The 20,123-nt window shown below is 39.9% G+C and carries 23 protein-coding genes and 3 pseudogenes; 25 read left to right on the top strand and 1 reads right to left on the bottom strand.

Annotated elements, in window-relative coordinates; all coding sequences use genetic code 11:
• Positions 1-118: 118 nt before the first annotated feature.
• From KQI91_RS08965 to KQI91_RS08860, 22 genes and pseudogenes are all read left to right on the top strand, one after another.
• Positions 119-358 (top strand): annotated as a pseudogene (locus KQI91_RS08965) (DUF6075 family protein); the annotation flags it as partial.
• Positions 358-534 (top strand): hypothetical protein, encoded by a 177-nt coding sequence (locus tag KQI91_RS08960; RefSeq protein ID WP_005426617.1) that lies wholly within the window; start codon positions 358-360, stop codon positions 532-534. The pseudogene KQI91_RS08965 and the gene KQI91_RS08960, both read left to right, overlap by 1 nt.
• A gap of 23 nt (positions 535-557) precedes the next feature.
• On the top strand, positions 558-1,334 hold the full coding sequence (locus KQI91_RS08955) for a ParA family protein (RefSeq protein ID WP_005426615.1): 777 nt from the start codon (positions 558-560) through the stop codon (positions 1,332-1,334).
• Positions 1,327-2,214, top strand: coding sequence for a ParB/RepB/Spo0J family partition protein (locus KQI91_RS08950; protein ID WP_138277339.1), 888 nt, complete (start codon positions 1,327-1,329; stop codon positions 2,212-2,214). The genes KQI91_RS08955 and KQI91_RS08950 overlap by 8 nt, the downstream gene beginning before the upstream one ends.
• Positions 2,215-2,236: 22 nt before the next feature.
• The gene (locus KQI91_RS08945; protein ID WP_118013212.1) at positions 2,237-3,304 is read left to right on the top strand and encodes a DUF6017 domain-containing protein; all 1,068 of its coding nucleotides are present in this window, start codon (positions 2,237-2,239) and stop codon (positions 3,302-3,304) included.
• On the top strand, positions 3,301-3,687 hold the full coding sequence (locus tag KQI91_RS08940) for a DUF6050 family protein (RefSeq protein ID WP_005426609.1): 387 nt from the start codon (positions 3,301-3,303) through the stop codon (positions 3,685-3,687). The genes KQI91_RS08945 and KQI91_RS08940 overlap by 4 nt, the downstream gene beginning before the upstream one ends.
• On the top strand, positions 3,653-3,940 hold the full coding sequence (locus tag KQI91_RS08935) for a DUF6809 family protein (RefSeq protein WP_015541255.1): 288 nt from the start codon (positions 3,653-3,655) through the stop codon (positions 3,938-3,940). The genes KQI91_RS08940 and KQI91_RS08935 overlap by 35 nt, the downstream gene beginning before the upstream one ends.
• A gap of 59 nt (positions 3,941-3,999) precedes the next feature.
• Complete coding sequence (locus tag KQI91_RS08930) at positions 4,000-4,194, top strand: hypothetical protein (protein WP_005426607.1); 195 nt, start codon at positions 4,000-4,002, stop codon at positions 4,192-4,194.
• Positions 4,172-4,477 (top strand): helix-turn-helix domain-containing protein, encoded by a 306-nt coding sequence (locus KQI91_RS08925; protein ID WP_243269335.1) that lies wholly within the window; start codon positions 4,172-4,174, stop codon positions 4,475-4,477. Before KQI91_RS08930 ends, KQI91_RS08925 begins: the two co-directional genes overlap by 23 nt.
• Positions 4,474-5,280: a hypothetical protein gene (locus tag KQI91_RS08920; protein WP_216392474.1), complete on the top strand. Its 807-nt coding sequence runs from the start codon at positions 4,474-4,476 to the stop codon at positions 5,278-5,280. The genes KQI91_RS08925 and KQI91_RS08920 overlap by 4 nt, the downstream gene beginning before the upstream one ends.
• Positions 5,281-5,404: 124 nt before the next feature.
• Positions 5,405-5,887, top strand: a complete 483-nt coding sequence (locus KQI91_RS08915; protein WP_216392473.1) for a PcfB family protein — start codon at positions 5,405-5,407, stop codon at positions 5,885-5,887.
• Between the two features lie 119 nt (positions 5,888-6,006).
• Positions 6,007-7,071: pseudogene (locus tag KQI91_RS08910) on the top strand (type IV secretory system conjugative DNA transfer family protein); the annotation flags it as partial.
• A gap of 442 nt (positions 7,072-7,513) precedes the next feature.
• Entirely contained in the window at positions 7,514-9,397 is a 1,884-nt protein-coding gene (locus KQI91_RS08905; protein ID WP_216392472.1) for a recombinase family protein, read from the top strand.
• Positions 9,394-9,777, top strand: coding sequence for a TnpV protein (locus KQI91_RS08900; protein ID WP_216392471.1), 384 nt, complete (start codon positions 9,394-9,396; stop codon positions 9,775-9,777). Before KQI91_RS08905 ends, KQI91_RS08900 begins: the two co-directional genes overlap by 4 nt.
• 9 nt (positions 9,778-9,786) lie before the next feature.
• Positions 9,787-9,966, top strand: coding sequence for a hypothetical protein (locus KQI91_RS08895; RefSeq protein WP_216392470.1), 180 nt, complete (start codon positions 9,787-9,789; stop codon positions 9,964-9,966).
• Positions 9,967-9,981: 15 nt separating this feature from the next.
• Positions 9,982-10,272 carry a hypothetical protein gene (locus KQI91_RS08890; protein ID WP_216392469.1) on the top strand — a complete coding sequence of 97 codons (291 nt, stop codon included), beginning with the start codon at positions 9,982-9,984 and terminating at the stop codon, positions 10,270-10,272.
• A gap of 4 nt (positions 10,273-10,276) precedes the next feature.
• A complete protein-coding gene (locus tag KQI91_RS08885; RefSeq protein ID WP_216392468.1) occupies positions 10,277-10,576 on the top strand; it encodes a hypothetical protein in 300 nt (99 codons plus the stop codon).
• A 29-nt stretch (positions 10,577-10,605) separates the two neighbouring features.
• On the top strand, positions 10,606-10,908 hold the full coding sequence (locus tag KQI91_RS08880; RefSeq protein ID WP_253288473.1) for a hypothetical protein: 303 nt from the start codon (positions 10,606-10,608) through the stop codon (positions 10,906-10,908).
• Positions 10,909-11,321: 413 nt separating this feature from the next.
• Entirely contained in the window at positions 11,322-12,755 is a 1,434-nt protein-coding gene (locus KQI91_RS08875) for a serine/arginine repetitive matrix protein 2 (RefSeq protein ID WP_216392467.1), read from the top strand.
• Between the two features lie 106 nt (positions 12,756-12,861).
• Complete coding sequence (locus KQI91_RS08870; protein WP_216392466.1) at positions 12,862-13,515, top strand: CHC2 zinc finger domain-containing protein; 654 nt, start codon at positions 12,862-12,864, stop codon at positions 13,513-13,515.
• A complete protein-coding gene (locus KQI91_RS08865) occupies positions 13,430-14,869 on the top strand; it encodes a VapE domain-containing protein (RefSeq protein ID WP_442860605.1) in 1,440 nt (479 codons plus the stop codon). The genes KQI91_RS08870 and KQI91_RS08865 overlap by 86 nt, the downstream gene beginning before the upstream one ends.
• Before the next feature lie 286 nt (positions 14,870-15,155).
• The gene (locus KQI91_RS08860) at positions 15,156-15,320 is read left to right on the top strand and encodes a transposon-encoded TnpW family protein (protein WP_216392465.1); all 165 of its coding nucleotides are present in this window, start codon (positions 15,156-15,158) and stop codon (positions 15,318-15,320) included.
• 66 nt (positions 15,321-15,386) lie between these two features.
• Here the strand turns inward: KQI91_RS08860 and KQI91_RS08855 are convergent, their stop codons facing one another.
• Positions 15,387-15,638, bottom strand: coding sequence for a helix-turn-helix domain-containing protein (locus KQI91_RS08855; RefSeq protein ID WP_216392464.1), 252 nt, complete (start codon positions 15,636-15,638; stop codon positions 15,387-15,389).
• A 464-nt stretch (positions 15,639-16,102) separates the two neighbouring features.
• Here KQI91_RS08855 and KQI91_RS08850 point away from each other — a divergent pair, with 464 nt between their 5' ends.
• The 3 genes and pseudogenes from KQI91_RS08850 (at position 16,103) to KQI91_RS08840 (ending at position 20,110) form a co-directional block, all read left to right on the top strand.
• Positions 16,103-18,808, top strand: coding sequence for a transporter substrate-binding domain-containing protein (locus KQI91_RS08850; RefSeq protein WP_253288471.1), 2,706 nt, complete (start codon positions 16,103-16,105; stop codon positions 18,806-18,808).
• 101 nt (positions 18,809-18,909) lie between these two features.
• A pseudogene (locus tag KQI91_RS08845) lies at positions 18,910-19,707 on the top strand (VirD4-like conjugal transfer protein, CD1115 family); the annotation flags it as partial.
• Between the two features lie 241 nt (positions 19,708-19,948).
• Positions 19,949-20,110, top strand: coding sequence for a Maff2 family mobile element protein (locus KQI91_RS08840; protein WP_055066063.1), 162 nt, complete (start codon positions 19,949-19,951; stop codon positions 20,108-20,110).
• Positions 20,111-20,123 lie beyond the last annotated feature (13 nt).

Below are 20,123 nucleotides of genomic sequence, written 5' to 3'. Positions count from 1 at the left end.
GCGAGTATTGGCCATAGCCTATCCTCCATAATTGTAGTGAAATAGTCTAAGTATCTAGCAGCTATAATTATAGAAGGATTCAAAGAATTAGAAAATCCGCTGGATTATTTGGCGGTTACAGACAAGCGGTAGCTTAAAAGTGGTAAGGATGGCATTTAATCTGTACTGTAACAGCACGCCAAGCGTTTGGGATTATGAAGATGCAGAGGAACAGGTAAACGAGTGCAGACAGTATACAGTAGAGGATATCTTCTGCTGTGCATATGCACCATATTTTTGGCAGGCAATACAGATCCGTTATCCGGAATATGTAGTGTACAATCAAAAGTTACATGCCATGCTTGGAGGAATAGATTAATGCTGAAAGTGAGACTGATGGGAACAAAAAATGATATTGCATGGTTTCAGAAAATCCTGCAGCGTCATCCTAAAATTGAAGTTATGGAATTATCGGAACTTTATTCCAATAAAGGGACGAGCAAATATTATAGAGCTTATGCTGAAATTGAAAAAAGTAATGTAAATAAAAAATAGTAGAAATACAGGAGAATTATATCATGTGCAAAATAATCGCAATCGCAAATCAAAAAGGTGGAGTAGCAAAGACTACAACAACTATTAATCTTGGAGTAGGACTGTCTAAGGTTGGAAAACGTGTAATGCTGATAGATGCTGATCCACAGGGACATTTGACAATGGGACTTGGTTTTCCAAAGAACTTAAGGGTAACATTGAAAACAATGATGGAAAATATCATTATGGGATTAGAATTTGATCCCAGGGAAGCAATTTTACACCATGAGGAAGGAATAGATGTAATTCCATCTAATAAACTTCTTTCGGGAATGGACATGTCATTATTTACGGTAGAGGACAGAGAAAAAGTCTTAAAAGAATATCTGGAACTTTTGGAAAATGATTATGACTATATCCTGATTGATTGTATGCCCTCGTTGGGAATGATGACAATTAATGCGTTAAGTGCAGCTGATAGCGTTTTGATTCCGGTGCAGCCTCAATACTATGCGGCAGATGGCCTCATGGAATTACTGAAAGTTGTGAAAGGCATTCATCAGAGATTTAATCCTGATTTACAGATTGAAGGGATTCTGTTTACAATGGACAGCAGTCATTATAATAATTCAAAGAGAAATAAGCAGGCAGTACGAGATGCTTATGGAGCAGAGATTATAATTTTTGATCAGACGATTCCAAGAACAGAAGCTCTTGCCGAAACTGCATCAGAAGGTGTCAGTATTTTTTCTTACGATGCAAAAGGAAAAGGTGCGTACAGTTATCAAGCACTTGTCCAGGAGGTGTTGAATCATGCGTAAACCTAAGAAAGAAATTCAGCTTACTTCTTATGATGAATTGCTTGGAATCAATGAAGCCGAACAGAATACTCTTAATCAGATTGTTGAAGTGCCATTAAATGAGTTACATCCTTTTAGAAATCATCCATTTCATGTAAATGATGATGAAAAAATGGCTGAAACAGTAGAAAGTATCAAGAATTATGGCATTTTAAATCCTGCATTGGTACGTCCTCGCGCAGAGGGAGGATATGAACTGATTGCTGGTCACAGGAGAAAACGTGGTTGCGAACTGGCTGGAAAAAGTAAAATGCCAGTACTCATACGGAACTATACCGATGATGAAGCCGTAATCGTTATGGTGGATTCTAATATACAGAGAGAAAGTTTGCTTCCAAGCGAAAAGGCATATGCTTATAAGATGAAGATGGATGCAGTAAAACATCAGGGCATAAAAGACGAAAACGCAGCTTCTGTTGACAGTGCAGATCTGGTTGGACAGGCTGCCGGTGACAGTGGAAGAACCGTTCAGCGTTACATACGCTTGACCTGTCTTATTCCGGAATTGCTGAAATTGTTGGATGAAGGAAAGATTAATTTTACAGTAGGTGTTTCATTAACCTATTTATCAGAAACGGAGCAGATTTGGGTGAAAGACTGCATAGTGTCTGGAGCAAGCTCTGTTACAGGTTCAATGGCAACAAAACTGAAGCAATACAGCGGTGAAGGTAAACTGACAGAATTAGCGGTACAGCTTATTCTGAATGAAAAGAAAACAGAGACAGGAAAAGTTACTTTAACTGAAAAGAAAATACGAAAGTATTTCCCAAAGGAATATAACAGAGAACAGATTGAACAGGTTATCTATGAACTGCTTGATAACTGGAAGAAAAGCCAATAACGAGGGAAGGAGAGAAAGCAAAATGGCAAAATCCGAAAGCACAAAAATAGAGTTTGGTTATTTTCACGATTATGAATCGGAACAGTTTGCTTTTTACCGTATTCCCAAAGTATTATTCACAGATGAATATTTCCGTAATCTGTCCAGCGATGCAAAGGTTCTTTATGGGCTGATGCTGGACAGAATGGCTTTGTCTATCAGAAATAATTGGGTGGACAATGAGGGGAAAGTTTATATCATATTTACATTGGAACAAGTGATGGAATATATGAACTGCGGAAAAGACAAAGGTGTGAAAATTCTTGCAGAATTAGATACTGATAAAGGAATTGGTTTGATTGAAAGAGTAAAGAGAGGATTGGGAAAACCAACAATTATTTATGTAAAGAGCTTTGTATATAGAAAAGAAAAAGTATTAGATTCGGCAGAGAATGATAACCGAAGTCAAGAAGTCGGAAAAGCCGAAGTCAAGAGTTCGGAAAAACCGAAGTCTGGAGTTCTGGAAAGTCGAAGTCAAGAGTTCGGAAAAACCGAAGTCTGGAAGTCGGAAAAATCGAAGTCTGGAGTTCGGAAAAACCGAAGTACAGAAGTCGGAAAAACCGACCCTAATAATACTAATTATAATTATACTGATATTAGTAATACTGACAGAAGTAATACTGATCTTATCAATCTTTCAGATTCTTCCGAACAGCAGTCAATGGATTTGATGGAAGAGATGAAGCTATTCCAGATGAATACTGCACTTGTAAAAAGAAATATTGAATATGACTGTCTTGTACAACGATGCAGATTAGGGGAACAGCAACAGTTGGATGAAATTGTGGCACTAATTGTGGAAACAATCAGCATAGAACGGGAGAATATTACAATCAGTGGAGTGAAATACCCATATCAGTTCGTAAAAAGTAGATTATTGTTGCTGGAAGAAAGCCACATAGAGTATGTACTTGACTGTCTGCATGAGAATACCAGGGAAGTAAAGAACATAAAAGCGTACTTGCTTACCTGTCTTATGAATTCAATAACGACAATAGGCAATTATTACCAGGCAAAAGTAAATCATGATATGTACGGAGGTGGCATATGAGAGGAAAAGAAATTATAACAAAATTGATAATTCCTGGTGCAATAGCTATGATTATCTGCTTAATTGTTCACCCTATGTGCATGAATGGTGAAATATTAGACTGGAGAAAATTATTGCTTTTTGTGGGAATACCTTTCGGAATCCAGAAAATGTTTTTGTTGGTCGTTCCAAGAAATGTGGGGACAGGGGAAATGCTTGGTTTGGTGGTACTTAAACTGATGGTAGGAAGTTTGATTGGAATAGGGGTTCTTGCCTGGAGATTATTAGCTGTAGCAGGCATTTTGCTAAAAAACGGCATTTCTGGAATTATATGGATCATAAAAAGACTGAAAGAAATGGTGATCAAAAATGAGCGAAAAGCAACTGGAAAAATTGTATTATAGCATTTATCCAATGAATCAATGTGAGACACAAAGTAAAAGTTATGAAGAGACAAAGGAACTGTGTGAAACATTAGAAAAGGAAATGATAAGTCTAATGAGTCCGGATCTGCAGGCAATGTTTGAGGATTACAAGGAATATACTTTAAATCTTAAACAAACAGAACAGAGAGACGCTTACATAGATGGATTAGCGTTTGGGATTCGCACAATTTCGGAAGCCTTTTTACATGAGAACAAAAATAGAATATGGTGATTGAAAAAGCAGTCTGTCAAGGCTGCTTTTTCTGTACCGCTTACATAGGAGGATGAGATGTGATTGATTTGATAATTATTATTATGGCAGGAATAGTGCTTTTGTTTTTGCTGTCTTGTTGCTTTATGGTTGCAAGGCTATTGGATGAGGAAATATCTATGTATGGATATGAAGGAAAAGAAAACTGGGAAAGGGAACAACTTCCCGACAAATTGTCGAGAAGTTCAACAGATGAAAGACATGGAGATAAATGAAAAGATTCGTTATTTTCGGAAACAGAGAGGGCTATCGCAGGAGCTGCTTGCAGAACGAACAGGAATTAATGTGAATACAATTCGGAAGTATGAAATAGGCATACGAAAGCCGAAAGTAGAACAATTAAAGAAAATTGCGGATGGACTTGAAATTAGTGTAATAGAATTTTTGAATATTGAAATAGAAAATGAAGCGGACTTGATTGCTATGCTGAAAAAAATCAGTCCGTTTTTTAAGTGGGACGGATTGCTTCATGTATTGGAGGGGGAAAAGTTTTTATGATTGGTGTAGGAAGTGTATTGATATCACTGTTTCTGGTTTTGGTTTGTTATTCATTAACACTGACAGCGAAAAGAGCAGATGAAAACTTATTGATGATCTGTGGACAGAATCAGAAAATTGAAGAAGAGAAAGGAAAGCAAGAAATGGAATCAAAGAGAGATATTTTGAGAGTAATTGAAAAAGAAATCAAAAAAGGAAGTGCGCCAGTTGCATTTGCGGGTTTGGGGTTTTCCGAGGAATGTTATCATTTGGTAGATAGTCAGGCTAAGATGAACCAACTTTTAGATTATTTTTTTCGCAATGAAGAATACGCAGCATTGGCAGATCGGCAGGTGAAAAGTAATATCTATGCAGAAATGGGCAAAAGGCTGAATTTCCGTAGTGCCAGATCTGATCGAGACAGAAAGAATATGGAGGTAGCGGCGAAACGATGGATTAAGAAAAAGCATCCAACATTTGATGGTGATGTATATGTCGAAAATATCCGGTGTTTTCTGGATATTTCCCAGGAAGAGTTAGAAAAACGTAAATGTACTGTTAATGAACAGGATATCACAGCACTTATTTTCAGTCAGAAACATCTGGAAGCATTATATCTGCAATGCCTTATGCACAGGCGAAACGCAATGCAAGAGGTTCTGGAATTAAAAGGTTTGTCAGAAACGTGCAACAGGATTTATAAATTGCAGGATGTAGATGTATTATTTCAGTGTTTACTGATGGATCAGATGGATTGGGAAGAAGAAAAGTTATATGTGCAGTTCAGCACAATTTATTTATTGAAGCAGACAGTGAAAAATTAAAACCCATGACTTCTCGACAATTTGTCGGGAAGTGGAAAGGAGCCAAATTCCGATGAAAATATATCTCCCCCATCTGTTAGTTCCACCATAATTTGCTGATCAGAATCGAAAGGAGGCGTGCAAATTGCAGGAAGAAGTTACTCAGAAAACAATCGCATTGTCGGTTAAAACTGCAAGAGTGACTGCCGACGTGTTAAAAAATATGCTGCGGAAGTATCTGTCAGGACAGAAACAAAAAGGAAAGAATCCTTATAAGGTTGGAAAACAGTCATACAAAGAACTGAAAAGCCAGGGTTCTGGTTTATCCAATATTGAAATCACAGATGGAAATATCAAGTCCTTTGAGCGTGTGGCGAAAAAATACCGTTTAGATTTTGCCTTGAAAAAAGACAGTTCGACCAAGCCACCGACCTACTATGTGTTCTTTAAAGGGCAGGATACAGAAATGATGAATCTGGCATTTAAGGAATATTTGGGTGTACAGATGAACAAAAAGGATAAGCCATCTATTATGAAAAAACTTATGCACTTTAAGGATGCTGTGTCTAAAGGAAAGAACAGAGAACGAGCAAGAGAACAGCAGAAAGACAGAGGGCAGAGTTTATGACGGAGAAAAAACAGCAGCATAAGAAGAAAAGAGGAAAAGTTCAGCATATCAGAGGCTCTCCGAAAAAGAGAAAAATATCTGGAAAAGCTGTTTTTTCCTCAGAGAGTATCCCAGGAAAAATGCTTGCGGATGTGAAAAATCTGATCACGGATAAGGCAAGTGAATTGAAGAGGACAGATCAGAAAAAGCTGTTTTTAGCTAATTTCCCCTATCTGATGTTTGCTTATTTTTTCAATAAGATTGCCTGGCTGTATCGGGTAAACACCGGAGCAACTTCCTGGGATAAATTTATGAACACTATTACTTATTTTGAACTGGCGTTTCGGAATCTCTGGCCAAGTTTGAATTATATGGATCTGTTTTGGGGAATCGCAGGAGGCGTGGTTGTAAAATTTGTTATTATTTACCGCACGAAAAATGCCAGGAAATATCGGCTGGGTGTGGAGTATGGTTCTGCCAGATGGGGAACAGAAAAAGATATACGACCATATGCGGATCCTGAATTTGAAAATAATATTATTCTCACAGAAACAGAGAGTCTTACTATGTCAAGCAGACCAAAGAATCCGAAATACGCCAGGAATAAAAACATTCTGGTAATTGGCGGTTCCGGTTCTGGAAAAACCAGATTTTTTGTAAAGCCTAACATTATGCAGATGCACAGCTCTTATGTGATTACTGATCCGAAGGGAACTGTGCTTCTGGAAGTTGGCAGTATGCTGGCAAAAGGCAGTCCGATGACGGATGAGAATGGAAAAATCGTACGGGACAAAGAGGAAAAAATTATATACGAACCGTATAAAATCAAAGTTTTGAATACAATTAATTTCAAAAAATCCATGCACTATAATCCATTTGTATATATCCGCAGTGAAAAAGATATTCTAAAACTGGTAACAACCATTATTGCTAATACCAAAGGTGAAGGGCAGCAATCGGGTGAGGATTTTTGGGTAAAGGCGGAAAAACTCTATTATTGTGCCCTGATTGGTTATATCTGGTATGAAGGCAGGGAAGAAGAAAAAAATTTTAATACTCTGTTGGAAATGATCAATGCGTCAGAAGCCAGGGAAGATGATGAGAATTTCAAGAATCCAGTGGATCTGATGTTTGATGAACTGGAGCAGAAAGACCCGAACCATTTTGCGGTAAGGCAGTACAAAAAATACAAGCTGGCTGCAGGTGTTATAAGCTTGAAGAGACTTCTTAATCACTATTTTTTTAAGAATTGGAGCTCCAAAGTGATTAAAAAGTCTCTTGAGGCTTATTTTTTTACGCAAAACACAAAATTGTACTTTTTTAAAAACATTCTGAAACATACCAACCTTTTGGCACTCCAGACATGTAATTAGTGTAAGGAGCATTTCAGAATGACACAAAACCAAAAAGTTCCGTCAGGCACACTGTAAAAGTGGAGCTGGGCGATGGGTTTCGTGTAAAGAGATTTTTGAGGTTTCTTACACGAACCTTGAAAACGGAACAGCCTGCCCATAGGGATACCAGACCTGAATGTGCATTTTGCATGTCTCTTCTGGAAATACGTGCCGGAAACATCGGAACCCGGTACAGGAACGGATATGGGATGAACACAGGAACGGAAAAACGAAGAAAGGAGGGCGTCAGAGAATGGCACAGACACAGGGATTCATGACAGCGTTGTATGAGCGTCTCAGTCGTGATGATGAATTAAACGGGGAATCCAACAGTATCTCAAACCAGAAAAAGCTTCTGGAACAGTATGCAAAAGAGCATGGTTTTACCAATCTGGTGCATTTTACAGATGATGGAATCTCAGGTACAAGATTTGACCGCCCCGGCTTTCTTGCCATGATGAGAGAAGTGGAGTCCGGGAAAGTTGGGACGATCCTGATAAAAGATATGAGCCGAATGGGAAGAGATTATCTGAAAGTGGGACAGTACATGGAACTGCTCCGGCAGAAGAACGTCCGGCTGATCGCAGTCAATGAGAACGTGGACAGCTTCCGGGAGGATGATGATTTTACCCCATTCCGAAATATTATGAATGAGTGGTATGCAAGGGATACCAGCAAAAAGATTAAATCTACCTTTAAGGCAAAGGGCAAGTCAGGAAAGCATGTGGCAAGTACAACACCGTATGGTTATCTGAAAGATAAGGACGATCCGAATATGTGGGTCATTGATGAAGAAGCGGCAGCAGTTGTACGGAGAATTTTCCACATGACGATGGACGGATACGGGCCTTATCAGATTGCCCGGATACTGAAAGAAGATAAGATTGAGATACCAGCGGTGCATATGGCAAAGAAAGATGTCGGTTTATGGAAAGGCAGAGTGGAGGAAATCAAAGATCCGTATGGGTGGGGTTCCTCTACGGTTGCAGGGATTTTGAAGAAAAGGGAGTATCTTGGTCATACAGTGAACTTCAAAACCAGAAAGCATTTTAAGGACAAGAAAAGCCATTATGTATCTGAGGATAACTGGACGGTATTTGAGAATACGCAGGAAGCTATCATAGATCAGGAAACTTTTGATAATGTGCAGAGAATCCGAAGCAATGTGAAAAGGTATCCAGATGGCTGGGGGGAAGCCCACCCACTGACAGGCTTGATGTATTGTGCAGACTGCGGTTCCAAAATGTATGTCCACCGGGTAAACAATGGAAAGAGGGTGCCACAATATACCTGCTCCGCATATTCTAAAGTTCCGGTTGGAACGCTCTGCCCGACACAGCACAGAATCAATGCTGATGTGGTCATGGAACTGATTAGGGAGCTTTTAAAGGCTGTTGCGGAATATTCCCAGCTTAACCGGGAAGAGTTCATAGAGACGGTAAAAAAGGCACAGACTTCACAGCAGTCCAGTGAGATTACACGATTGAAAAGCAGACTATCGGAAGCGAAAAAGCGTGTGCAGGAACTGGAAAAACTGATCTGCCGGATTTATGAGGATAACATTCTCGGCAAGCTGCCAGATGAACGCTATGCGATTCTGGACGGGCAGTATTCCAAAGAACAGAAGGAGTTATCCGCAGAGATCGCAGATATGGAAACAGAGTTATCCAGTTATGAGGAAGGTCGCAGGTCAGCGGAGAAGTTTATTTCACTGGTTGATAAATACCAAAACTTTGATGAACTGACTACTTACATGCTGAATGAATTTGTTGAAAAGATTGTGGTGCATGAGCGTGACCGGAAAGGAAGCGTTGAGACAACACAGGAAGTGGAAATCTATTTTAATTTCATTGGCAGATATTTACCGCCACATTTCGGTGAAGTGGAAATGACACCGGAGGAAATGGAAGAAATGAAAAAAAGGGAAGCCAGAAAATACAGGCTTCACCAGAATTATCTGAAAAGAAAAGCAAATGGAAAGCAGCAGGAATACTATGAACGGACAAAGGCAAAAAAGAAAGCTGAGATGGATGCCAAAAAAGAAGAAATCCGGCAGGAAGATATTGCAAAAGGTGTGTTCATTCCGGTATCACTGCTTCCACCTGCAGAACCGAAGAAAGGAGTTGCATCAGCATGAGCAAATTAGAGAAAATCATTCACGATGACAGTAATGGTCTGGATTATATCCTTGTCGGGGAAATCTATCTGCCATTGATCGCAGTGCCGGAAGAAAGAAGAGATATCGGTTTTTATGGAAGTCTTCACAGAAATTATCTGAAAGACTATAAGAGCGGATTGTATTCCTATCTGACATTGAGCGGAAAGCTCTGGACTTACCTTGCAGATCTGAATGAGCAGTGTATGGAACGCAGGGATCTTCTTATGGATCAGATGATGGAACAGGAAGGCATTACAGAAGAATTGAAAAGCAGAGACCAGATGGAATGGGTTCGGCGGGTAAACAATGTAAGGAGCCTGGTAGATGAAATGATTTTAAATGAACTGGTTTATGTGTAGGAGGGGCTTATGAGATACCGGATTGAATATGCAGATGGAAGATGCTGTAACTTTGCAAACAGTAGAAAAGATTTACTGGAATGGCTGAAACTTTTGAAAGATGAACAGATCGTTGATATCCGAAAGATTTACAAAAGCGGTGTGACCGATTCTGTGATAGACAGCTACCGCAGTTATCTGAAACAGTGAAAGGGGTGGACAGTCATGGTAGTTGTAAGAATCATTATGAAAATCGTATTATTGCCAGTGCGGATATGCCTTACAATGATACAACTGGTGGTTATGTTCTTCACATGGCTGTCAGCAACGGTATTTCATATCCTGTCGGGAATCATCTGTATCACAGCAGTCCTGGGTTATGGATTCGGACAGGAGACAGGCACAGAAGCGGTCAGGATGCTTGTGGCAGGGTTTATACTTTATATCCTGCCTGTGCTTTCCGGCTGGGCAGTAGTGTGGCTGGAAACACTCAAAATCAGATTGATGGGAGATTAAAAAGATGGAATTAACGGAAAAGATGAAAGAGTTCATGAATGACCTGATTGGGAAACGAATGGAAGAAGTTTATCAGGAAAAAGATGGAGAGCAGTATGATCCATTCAATGAAGAACTGGAGCTGAAAGTGCAAAAGCTGATTCGGAAGCTGCCGAAAGAGCAGGGAAAAATCATTTTTGACTATATGACGGAAACTTCAAATAATAACAGTGATCTGAATGAGTTTTATTACCGCATGGGATTAAGGGACGGTCTGAAGCTGAGAGAAGTCGTTCAGGTTATGTTGGAAGCATTGATGGAGTAGACCGACGGAGAAAGGAATGGGATTCTCAAATGAAAATGACAAAAGAGATTGAAGAATTTATCAACCTGACCATAACGGAGCATATGGGAAAATCGTATGCAGACTGGAAACTGGGTCAGCCGTCTGTGACAGAACCGGATGAAGTTGAGGAAGAATATAAGAAAGTGATCGCCACACTTCCACCGGAACAGGAAGAGATCATTACAAAATACTGTGACCAGATATTTAACAGCGGAGCAGAGACTGAAGAATTTTTTTACAGACTGGGATTGAGGGATGGAATGAAACTCAGGAAGATTGTAAAAATGGTTCTGAAGCAATTAGCAGAATGATACATACAGGAAGCATTTAAAAATGTGAATGAGTAAAGGAAAGGGCATTAACCGTAAAAAGTTAGTGCCTTTTGTTTTGCCCATTTTTACATTTTCACAAAATCCGATACAGAGGATTTTTGAAAAACAGACGGGACGGAGATCATGCCGAAGGGACAGCGGCAGGAGTTACGTTTTGTCTGCCGGGAGTACAGAGGGCTGGAAGTCCTTTGTGCCTGGATTGCAAAGGGCGGCAGCACCTTGCTGGGGTTAAGGGGCAAAGCCCTTAGCAGGTTAAGGGCGGCAGCCATTGCCCAGTGATATGGCGTTTCGCCATATGGTACTGGGTACTGTCTGTAACGGGGACAGAGACTTTTGGCAGCTTCGCTGCAATCCCCTCCGGGGAAACAATTTGAAAAAAGGAGAGATGTGAATTGAAAGGCACAAGGCATAACGGCAGATCTGGAAAAGATGGTGTTTACAATCCGCTCCACAATGACCGGAGATTTGACCCGGAACACAGTGAGCATATCGACAATGAAAGAGTCCGGCAAAATATTTACTGGGACTGCTATCAGGGATATACCACAATGGCAGACCGGGGGAAAGACAATAATTTTTCATTCAACCAGATTGAGATGGCATACTATGTGGAGCATTACAGCGACTATGTCATCAACCAGAATAAGCGTCATGAGAAAGCAAGACACCCCGACAGATGCAAAGGGGTGGAAGATGTCCTGAAAAATAAAAAGACCTGCCCGGAAGAAAGCATCTATCAGCTTGGGACGATAGATGAACACGCTTCTGTGGAAACGCTGGTCTTAGTGTTTGATGAATTTAAGAAAGAGTTCGATGAGCGGTTTGGTTCTAATGTGCATATCATTGACTGGTCACTGCACCTGGATGAAGCAACACCGCATATCCATGAGCGTCATGTATTCGATGCTACAAACCGATATGGAGAGATTGAACCGAAACAGGAAGCGGCATTGGAAGAGCTTGGCTTTGAACTTCCGAATCCGGAAAAGAAGAGATCAAAGACAAATAACCGCAAGGTCGTTTTTGATTCTGCCTGCCGGACAATGTTCCTGGATATCTGCAAACGTCATGGACTGGAAATCGACGAAGAACCGTCCTATGGTGGAAGGCAGTATCTGGAGAAACAGGATTATATCCGCATGAAGCAGAAAGAAGAGATTGCGGTCCAGCAGGAAATGCTCAACCAGCAGAGGGATAAGGTCAATGCAAATCATCTGGAACTTGCAAGGCAGTCCAATCATGTCCGGGCAAATGAAAGGGTTATCCAGTCGCAGAAAGAAAAAATAGAACAGCAGGAAAAAGAGTTTAAAGAAAATTTCATTTCCAATTCTGACAGGATTCTAAGTCAGGGTGAGCTGATTGAAGAACAGAGAGAGGAACTGCAACAGCTTACCGTCCGTATTGAAGATGTGGAAACCTTGCTTGATGAAGTATCCAGTGAAGCCTATGACAAGGCAGTAGAGAAGGTGGCAAAGGAAGCTGTGCTGGCTACCAGAAAAGATGATATTTATCTGGCTGAAGATTCTAAAAGCTGGATACAGAGTCCGGAACGAAAAGCATCACGAAAAGAAAAGGAATATGCGATAAAAAGGTTAGATGGACTGATACGGAAAATTGAAAATGCGATGGAAAAAGCTGTTGTAAAAATCGTCCGCCAGTTAAAACAACCAGAGAAAAAGAAAGCGGTTGTGGAAGAAATCAAGAATGAGGTGAAGCCGTCTATCCGAGAAAAACTTGCACAGAATGTAGCAAAGATTCAAAGAGAAGAGGCAGAGAGAAAACAACTGAATAAAGGAAAATCACGTTCCAGTGATCTGGAACTATAAGGGCATTTTGTTGATTCCGTAAGGACAGGACAAAGTGCCTTTTTTGTTTTGAGTAAAAAGTGCTTCCCGGATTTGGGAAGCGGTTATAAGAAAGTGAGGAAATGAATTGGGATTATTTGATGAAGTAAAACAGAACGTGACCGTCCGGCAGGTTGCTGAGCTGTATGGCTTGAAGCCCAACAGGAGCGGACTGATCCGTTGTATTTTTCATAATGACAAATCACCCAGTATGAAAGTTGACCGGAGATATTACTGTTTTGGGTGTGGCTGTACCGGGGATGCCATTGATTTTACAGCACAACTGTTTGGTATGGGCCTGAAAGATGCAGCCATGAAGCTGGCAGATGATTTTGGGATTCCTTATTCCGGCAGGGACAGGGGATCACCGAAGAACAGGAGAAGTGTTCCGATAAAAAAGCCGGAGCCGACACCGGAAGAAATCTGGCAGAAAAAATATCTAAGATGTCTGAGAGTATATCTGGATTACCGCAGCCTGCTTCTGGAATGGAAAGAGCAGTATGCACCAGAAACATGGACAGAAGAATGGCATGAAAAGTTTATGACTGCTCTCAGGGAACTGACGGTTGTTGAGTATTATCTGGATATCCTGCTCTTTGGGGACAGGGCAGATAAGGAAGCACTTGTGAGAGAAAAATGGAAGGAGGTGGAGAGGATTGAGCAATGCGAAAGAGAAGATAAAGGAGATTGCCACAAAAGAACAGAAAGATGCCATGAAAGAAATGCTGCGGATGGTAGATAAAAGTAAAGTAGATGAAGTGAAACAGATGCTGGAATATACACAAAAAGGAACTGCGAAAGCAACGGTGGGGAATTATATGGTCGTGCTGAGAAATGATCCGCTTGTGCGTGAGAGCATGAAGTATAACAGGCTGACAGGCAGGATTGATATTGTGAAAAAGCTCTGGTGGAATGAGGAAATCTGCAAGCTGGACGATGATGGCAGGACTTATTTTTACTATTTTTTTGAACGGTATTACAAGCTCACAAGTGAAAAATGTATGGATAAGGCACTCCGTATAGAAGCCAACAGCCGGGCATATCACCCAATTTGTGAGTATCTGGAACAACTGGAATGGGACGGGCAGGAGAGAATCCGTTATGTCCTGCAACGGTATATGGGGGCAGATGCTTCGGATTTTGTCTATGAGGTTGTGAAACATTTCCTGATGGAAGCGTTGAGCAGAATCTACCGTCCGGGCTGTAAGGCAGATGAAATGCTCTGCTTGGTAGGTCAGCAGGGAGCCGGGAAATCCACATTCTTCCGTTTCCTTGCATTGAATGATGACTGGTTCTCTGATGATCTGAAACAGTTGAATGACAGCAAGATATACGAGCATCTCCGGGGACACTGGATCATGGAAATGTCAGAGATGATTGCAGCAATCAGTGCAAAAAGCAATGAAGAGATTAAATCATTCCTGACCAGGCAGAAAGACACCTACCGGAATCCCTACGATAAATATGAGGAAGACCGAAAACGACAGTGTATCTTTGCCGGGTCGACGAATACAAGGCAGTTCATTCCATTTGACCGTACCGGGGCAAGACGGTTCCTGCCGATTGCCATTGACAGCAGCAAGGCAGAGAAGCATATCCTTGATGATGAAAAAGAAGCCAGAGCCTATTTTGACCAGCTTTGGGCAGAAGCAATGGAAATCTACTGGTCAACAGAGAATAAGAACAGCCTGTTGAAGTTTTCAAAAGAAATGGAACAGGAGATCAGTGAATACCGGAAACAGTTCACGCAGGAAGATACAATGGCAGGAATGATTCAGGGATGGCTGGATGCCTATAAAGGGACTCATGTATGTTCCGTCCAGATCTGGAAAGAAGCCTTTGACCATTTTGACCGGGAACCGAAAAAATTCGAGACAAACGAGATATGTTCTATTATGGATACGCAGATCACCGGATGGAAGAGGGCAGGAGTCCACAGATTTTCAAAGGAAGGCTATGGCAGACAGAGGAGTTGGATTAGGGAAGGAACAGAAGAAGAGGGTGGCAACGAACCGGACAAAGACGGATTTATGAAGCTGACGAAGGCAGAACAGTTGGAGCTGCCATTTGACCTGCCCGACAAAGAGAAAGGCTGATTTTGGCACCGGAAGGTTACAAATTCCCCGTAAATTTATCTCTTGTTGACAGTTTTGTTGACACTGAAATCCCTTGTATTTACTGGTGTTTCAGCTACTTTTTAACAGGTGTCAACAAGAACATTCAAAAAACTTTTCAGTAGTATTTTGGAAAATAAAAAACAACCAGTAAAAAGTTTCACCCCCCATGTTGACACTTACGTTGTCAGCGTATCAATAAACTTCCGGCAGGGACAGAAGTAATCCTATCTCTGTCGGGCACAGGAAAGAAAGGAAATAGATGATTATGGAAAAAATGATGAATACAAAGACAGAAGGAAACACATTTACAAAGAAAATCGGGCAGACAGTATATATTGTCCGTTATCACTTCAATGAAGATGCAAAAGAAACTATGCAGGAGAAAATCAACAGGATGCTGGTTACGGAAGCAAGCCGACAGGCAGTTTGATAAAAAAGAGATATAAAGCAAGCCTACTATTATCTGTGGAGTATTCTACGGATAATGGTAGGCTTTTTATTTTTTGTGAAATGATTCGCTGAGTAACTCATCATAAGTAGTATTCAGACAATCCCGGATACCACGAAGCTGCGTACCTGTAATATGCTGGATTCCTCTTTCGATTTTTACCAGTGATTCTCTGGTCATGTCTATATTTTTTAACTGGAGCATACGGACAAGTTCAGTTTGACCGTAGCCTTTCTGTAATCTGATACGACGAATATTTCCACCGATATCAATTCCAACCTGCTTAATTTTTTGTTCCATTCACATCACCTGAGATAGAGGACTGAAATTAGTCCATATTTATCTTTATCATATCGGTCGAAAATGATATAATGGGACTAATATGAGTCCACTTTTGAACCTTATAAGAAAATGATATAGAAATAGTATTTCAAAATTCGGATGTTTTTATTTAGAGTAGAAAAGTGGGATTGTTATATCAATAAATATTAAAAAATGAAGCAATGAAAATGAATCCGCTGAACGTGTAATACTCTTGATTGACGATATTATTCGGGGGGGGGTATAATATAATTGATACCTTATAAGTAAAAATCGAATTGTTTTATAAAAGAGAATATGAGAAAGAAAGATAGTATTATCTTGAGGGGAAGAATATGATTAGAATCCACAAAAAATCATGCAGACTAAGTTGCATTTTATTTTGCATTACAATGTTTTTGGTATTAACACCGATTCATGTGAGTGCAGAAGAATCAGTATCAATGGCAACAGAAAACAAACAATCAAAATCACAAGTTGTTCGTGTGGGCTGGTACGAGGATTCCTATCATATCACGGATAAAAATGGCAATCGGAGCGGATACGGATATGAGTATGAACAGGCAGTTTCTGCATACACTGGATGGGATTATGAATATGTACAGGGAAGCTGGGAGGAATTGTTTCAAAAGTTACAAAATGGTGAAATAGACATGATGAGTGCTCTTTTCTATACCGATGAACGTGCCGAGACCATGTTATTTTCTGACCAGCCAATGGGAGAAGAAAAATATTATCTGTATGCAGATCTTACTAATTCGGATATTTCCGCCTCTGATCTGTCAACATTAAATGGTAAGTCGATTGGCATGATGGAAGGTAGTGTGCAGACAACGCAGTTCAGTGAGTGGGAGAAAAAATATAACGTAAAAACCAATCATGTGTTTGTCGATAGCATTGACCAGGCAAAGGAACTACTAGAAAAACATGAAATTCAAGGTGTTATCTCAACGGAAACTTCAATATGGGTAGATGCCGGATTGTCTTCGGTTGTTACAACAGGTGGATCAGAAATATATTATGGAATCAGTAAGAATCGTCCTGACATAAAAGAAGAACTTGACAGTGCAATGCGTTCTATGGAAAATGATAAACCTTTTTATTCCGATAAGCTTTATGAAGAGTATATCGCAACACAGTCAGTAGCAGTCCTTTCAAAGGAAGAGCAGGAATGGTTAAAACAACATGGAGCAATCCGTATTGGATATTTAAAGGATGATCCGGGATTTAGTGCTACAGATTCAAAAAACGGTGAGCTTGTAGGCGTACTTAATGATTATATGGATTATGCTAAAAATTCCCTGGGGCAGACATTGAAGTTTGAGATAGTTGGATTTGACACTCAGGAAGAACAGATACAGGCATTAAAGAATGATAAAATTGATATGATTTTTCATGTCAATCAAAATCCGTATTATGCAGAAAAAAATAATATATCTTTGTCTAACACCGTATTATCAGTGCCTTTAGCAGTGGTGACATCTCTGGAAGGCTTTGATGAATCAAAAGAAAATACAATAGCTGTGCCAAAGGAAAATGCAAAATTTAAATGGTATGTTTCCTATAGTTATCCGGACTGGAAAATTATAGAATGTGATTCTCTTAAAGATGCTGAAAAAATGGTGCAGGAAGACAAAGCAGATTGTCTGATAGCCAGAGCAGGTCAGGCGACAAACTTTTTAGGTAATACGAAACTTCATTGTACGTTTTTGACAAAATCAGCTAACTCATCATTTGGTGTTTTGAAAGGTAATACGGTTTTATTATCCATTTTAAATAAGACACTGAAATCCATTCAGACATCTAAGCTGACGGGTGCGGTATCTATGTATGAGGACACTCTGAAAAAGGTTACAATAACGGATTTTATTAAAGATAATTTGTTAGCGGTCGCATTAAGTTTTGGTTTAATAGTATTCCTAATATTAGCTGTGATTCTTAGACTTTTAAAGAAAGCACAAATTGCAGAAGAAAAAGCTAAAGAAGCTCAGATACAGGCAGAAAATGCGAATGCTGCAAAGTCAAACTTCCTTTTTAATATGTCTCATGATATCCGTACCCCAATGAATGCACTGTTAGGTTACAATCAGTTGATGAAAAATGGACTGACAGACCCTAAATTATTACATTATCAGAGAAAAATGGAGCAGTCCGGAAATCTGCTGTTATCTATCATCAATAATGTACTGGATATGGCACGTATCGAAAGTGGGAAAATGGAGCTGGATGAAAATTATGCAGTGGTTGGAAATATCTGGGAAGAAATTATGGGCGTGTTTGCTTCAACTGCAAAGAAAAAAGAAGTTCAGCTCATATATGAACAGCAGGTACAGCATCAGCATGTGATGTGTGATATTACAAAGGTCAAGCAGATTTTTGTAAATCTTGTCAGTAATGCGGTTAAGTATACCCCGTCAGGAGGAAAGGTGATATTAAGATCACAAGAAATTCCATGTGATACGGAAGGCTTTATATTTATAAAAACGGAGATTATTGATAATGGGATAGGGATGAGCAAAGAATATCTTCCGAAATTATTTGATGCTTTTACCCGTGAACGTAATACAACGACCGGAAAAGTGACGGGGACAGGACTTGGAATGCCAATCGTGAAAGAACTTGTAGAGATGATGGGCGGCAATATTGAAGTTGAAAGCGAATTAGGAAAGGGAACCAAATTTACAGTAACACTCCGGCATAGAATCGCAGATGAAAAATATTACAATCAGAAATCAGGTATAGTTGAAAATGTCCGTAAAGAAGCTTTTAAAGGCAGACATATTCTGCTAGCAGAGGATAATGATCTGAATGCGGAAATAGCAATTACGATTCTGGAAGAAATGGGATTGAAGATTGACCGCGTTGAGGATGGGATAGAATGTGTCAGCAGGATAGAACAGATGCCAGCGGGAAGCTATGATCTGATCTTGATGGATATCCAGATGCCGAATATGGATGGTTATAAAGCAACACAGACTATTAGGCGGTTAGCAGATAAGGATAAAGCTAATATACCAATTGTTGCTATGACTGCAAATGCCTTTAAGGAAGATGAAGAAATGGCACTGTCTGTTGGCATGAATGGTCATATAGCTAAACCGATAGATGTAGATAAAATAGGACAGGTTTTAGGCTCTATTCTGCAATAAAAGATTAAATTTTAAGAAAAGAACGTCGATTATATGTTGGCGTTCTTTTTTTGCCCATTTTCGGGAAAAAGTGATTAAAAAACTATTGACATTTTGTTACTGGTAAGACAGCAAAATCTATTCTGATCAGTTGTGGTGCAAGACTCGCACCCTTTGATATTGCGGAACTGCGGGAGCTTATGAGTTATGACGAACTGGAACTGGATCTGGTTGGTGACAGGAAAACTGCATTGTTTGTTATTATTTCAGATACCGATGATACCTTTAATTTTATTGTTTCTATTATGTACACACAGCTTTTTAATCTGCTCTGTGACAGAGCTGATGATGTATATGGAGGCAGACTTCCAATTCATGTGCGGTGTCTCCTGGACGAGTTTGCGAACATCGGACAAATTCCTAAATTCGAAAAACTGATTGCTACGATTAGAAGCCGGGAAATCTCAGCTTCTATTATTTTGCAGTCAAAGTCTCAGCTTAAGGCAATTTATAAGGATAATGCCGATACCATCGAAGGGAACTGTGATACGACCTTATTCCTGGGTGGAAAGGAAAAAACGACATTAAAGGAAATAGCGGAGATTTTGGGAAAAGAAACCATAGATCTTTATAACACATCGGATACGAGAGGCAGTCAGCGGTCTTATGGAATGAACTACCAGAAAACAGGAAAGGAGTTGATGAGCCAGGATGAAATAGCAGTCATGGACGGGGGAAAATGTATTCTGCAGGTGAGAGGTGTCAGACCATTTTTCTCAAATAAATACGATATTTGCAAACATAAAAACTACAAATATCTGTCCGATTATGACAAAAAGAATACCTTTGATATTGAAAAATATCTGAGTACTAATCTGATACTGAAACCAGAGGATGAAGTGGAACTGTATCAGATGTAACTTCTCGACAAATTGTCGGGAAGTGGATCATGGGAGGAAATCATGAGTAATTTGGAAAAAAGGAACAGTCGGTATCCATCGACGAAAATGAATATACCGACTGTACGTGTGAGGAATTTTCCAAGTAGAAAATCCTATGCTTAGTGTAGCACAAAAGGCAGGGTTTATATAGTGTTTTCTTCCCTTTCTGGAAAAAATCTAAGAAAGGACTGGAAAATGTAAGTTTTCCAAAGGTACACTTATGGCATTTTTTACAACGGCAATTACGACCTTAAAAACATTGGTTTGTGCGATCGGAGCCGGACTTGCAGCCTGGGGAGTGATCAATCTGCTAGAAGGATATGGAACGGACAATCCGGGTGCAAAGTCACAAGGAATAAAACACTTAATGTCTTCTATGTGAAAAGATTTTAAAG

Source organism: Blautia sp. MSJ-19 (genome assembly GCF_018918125.1).
GTDB lineage: Bacteria > Bacillota > Clostridia > Lachnospirales > Lachnospiraceae > Blautia_A.
Note: the sequence above shows the minus strand (reverse complement) of the source record. Positions and strands in the feature narration are given on the sequence as shown.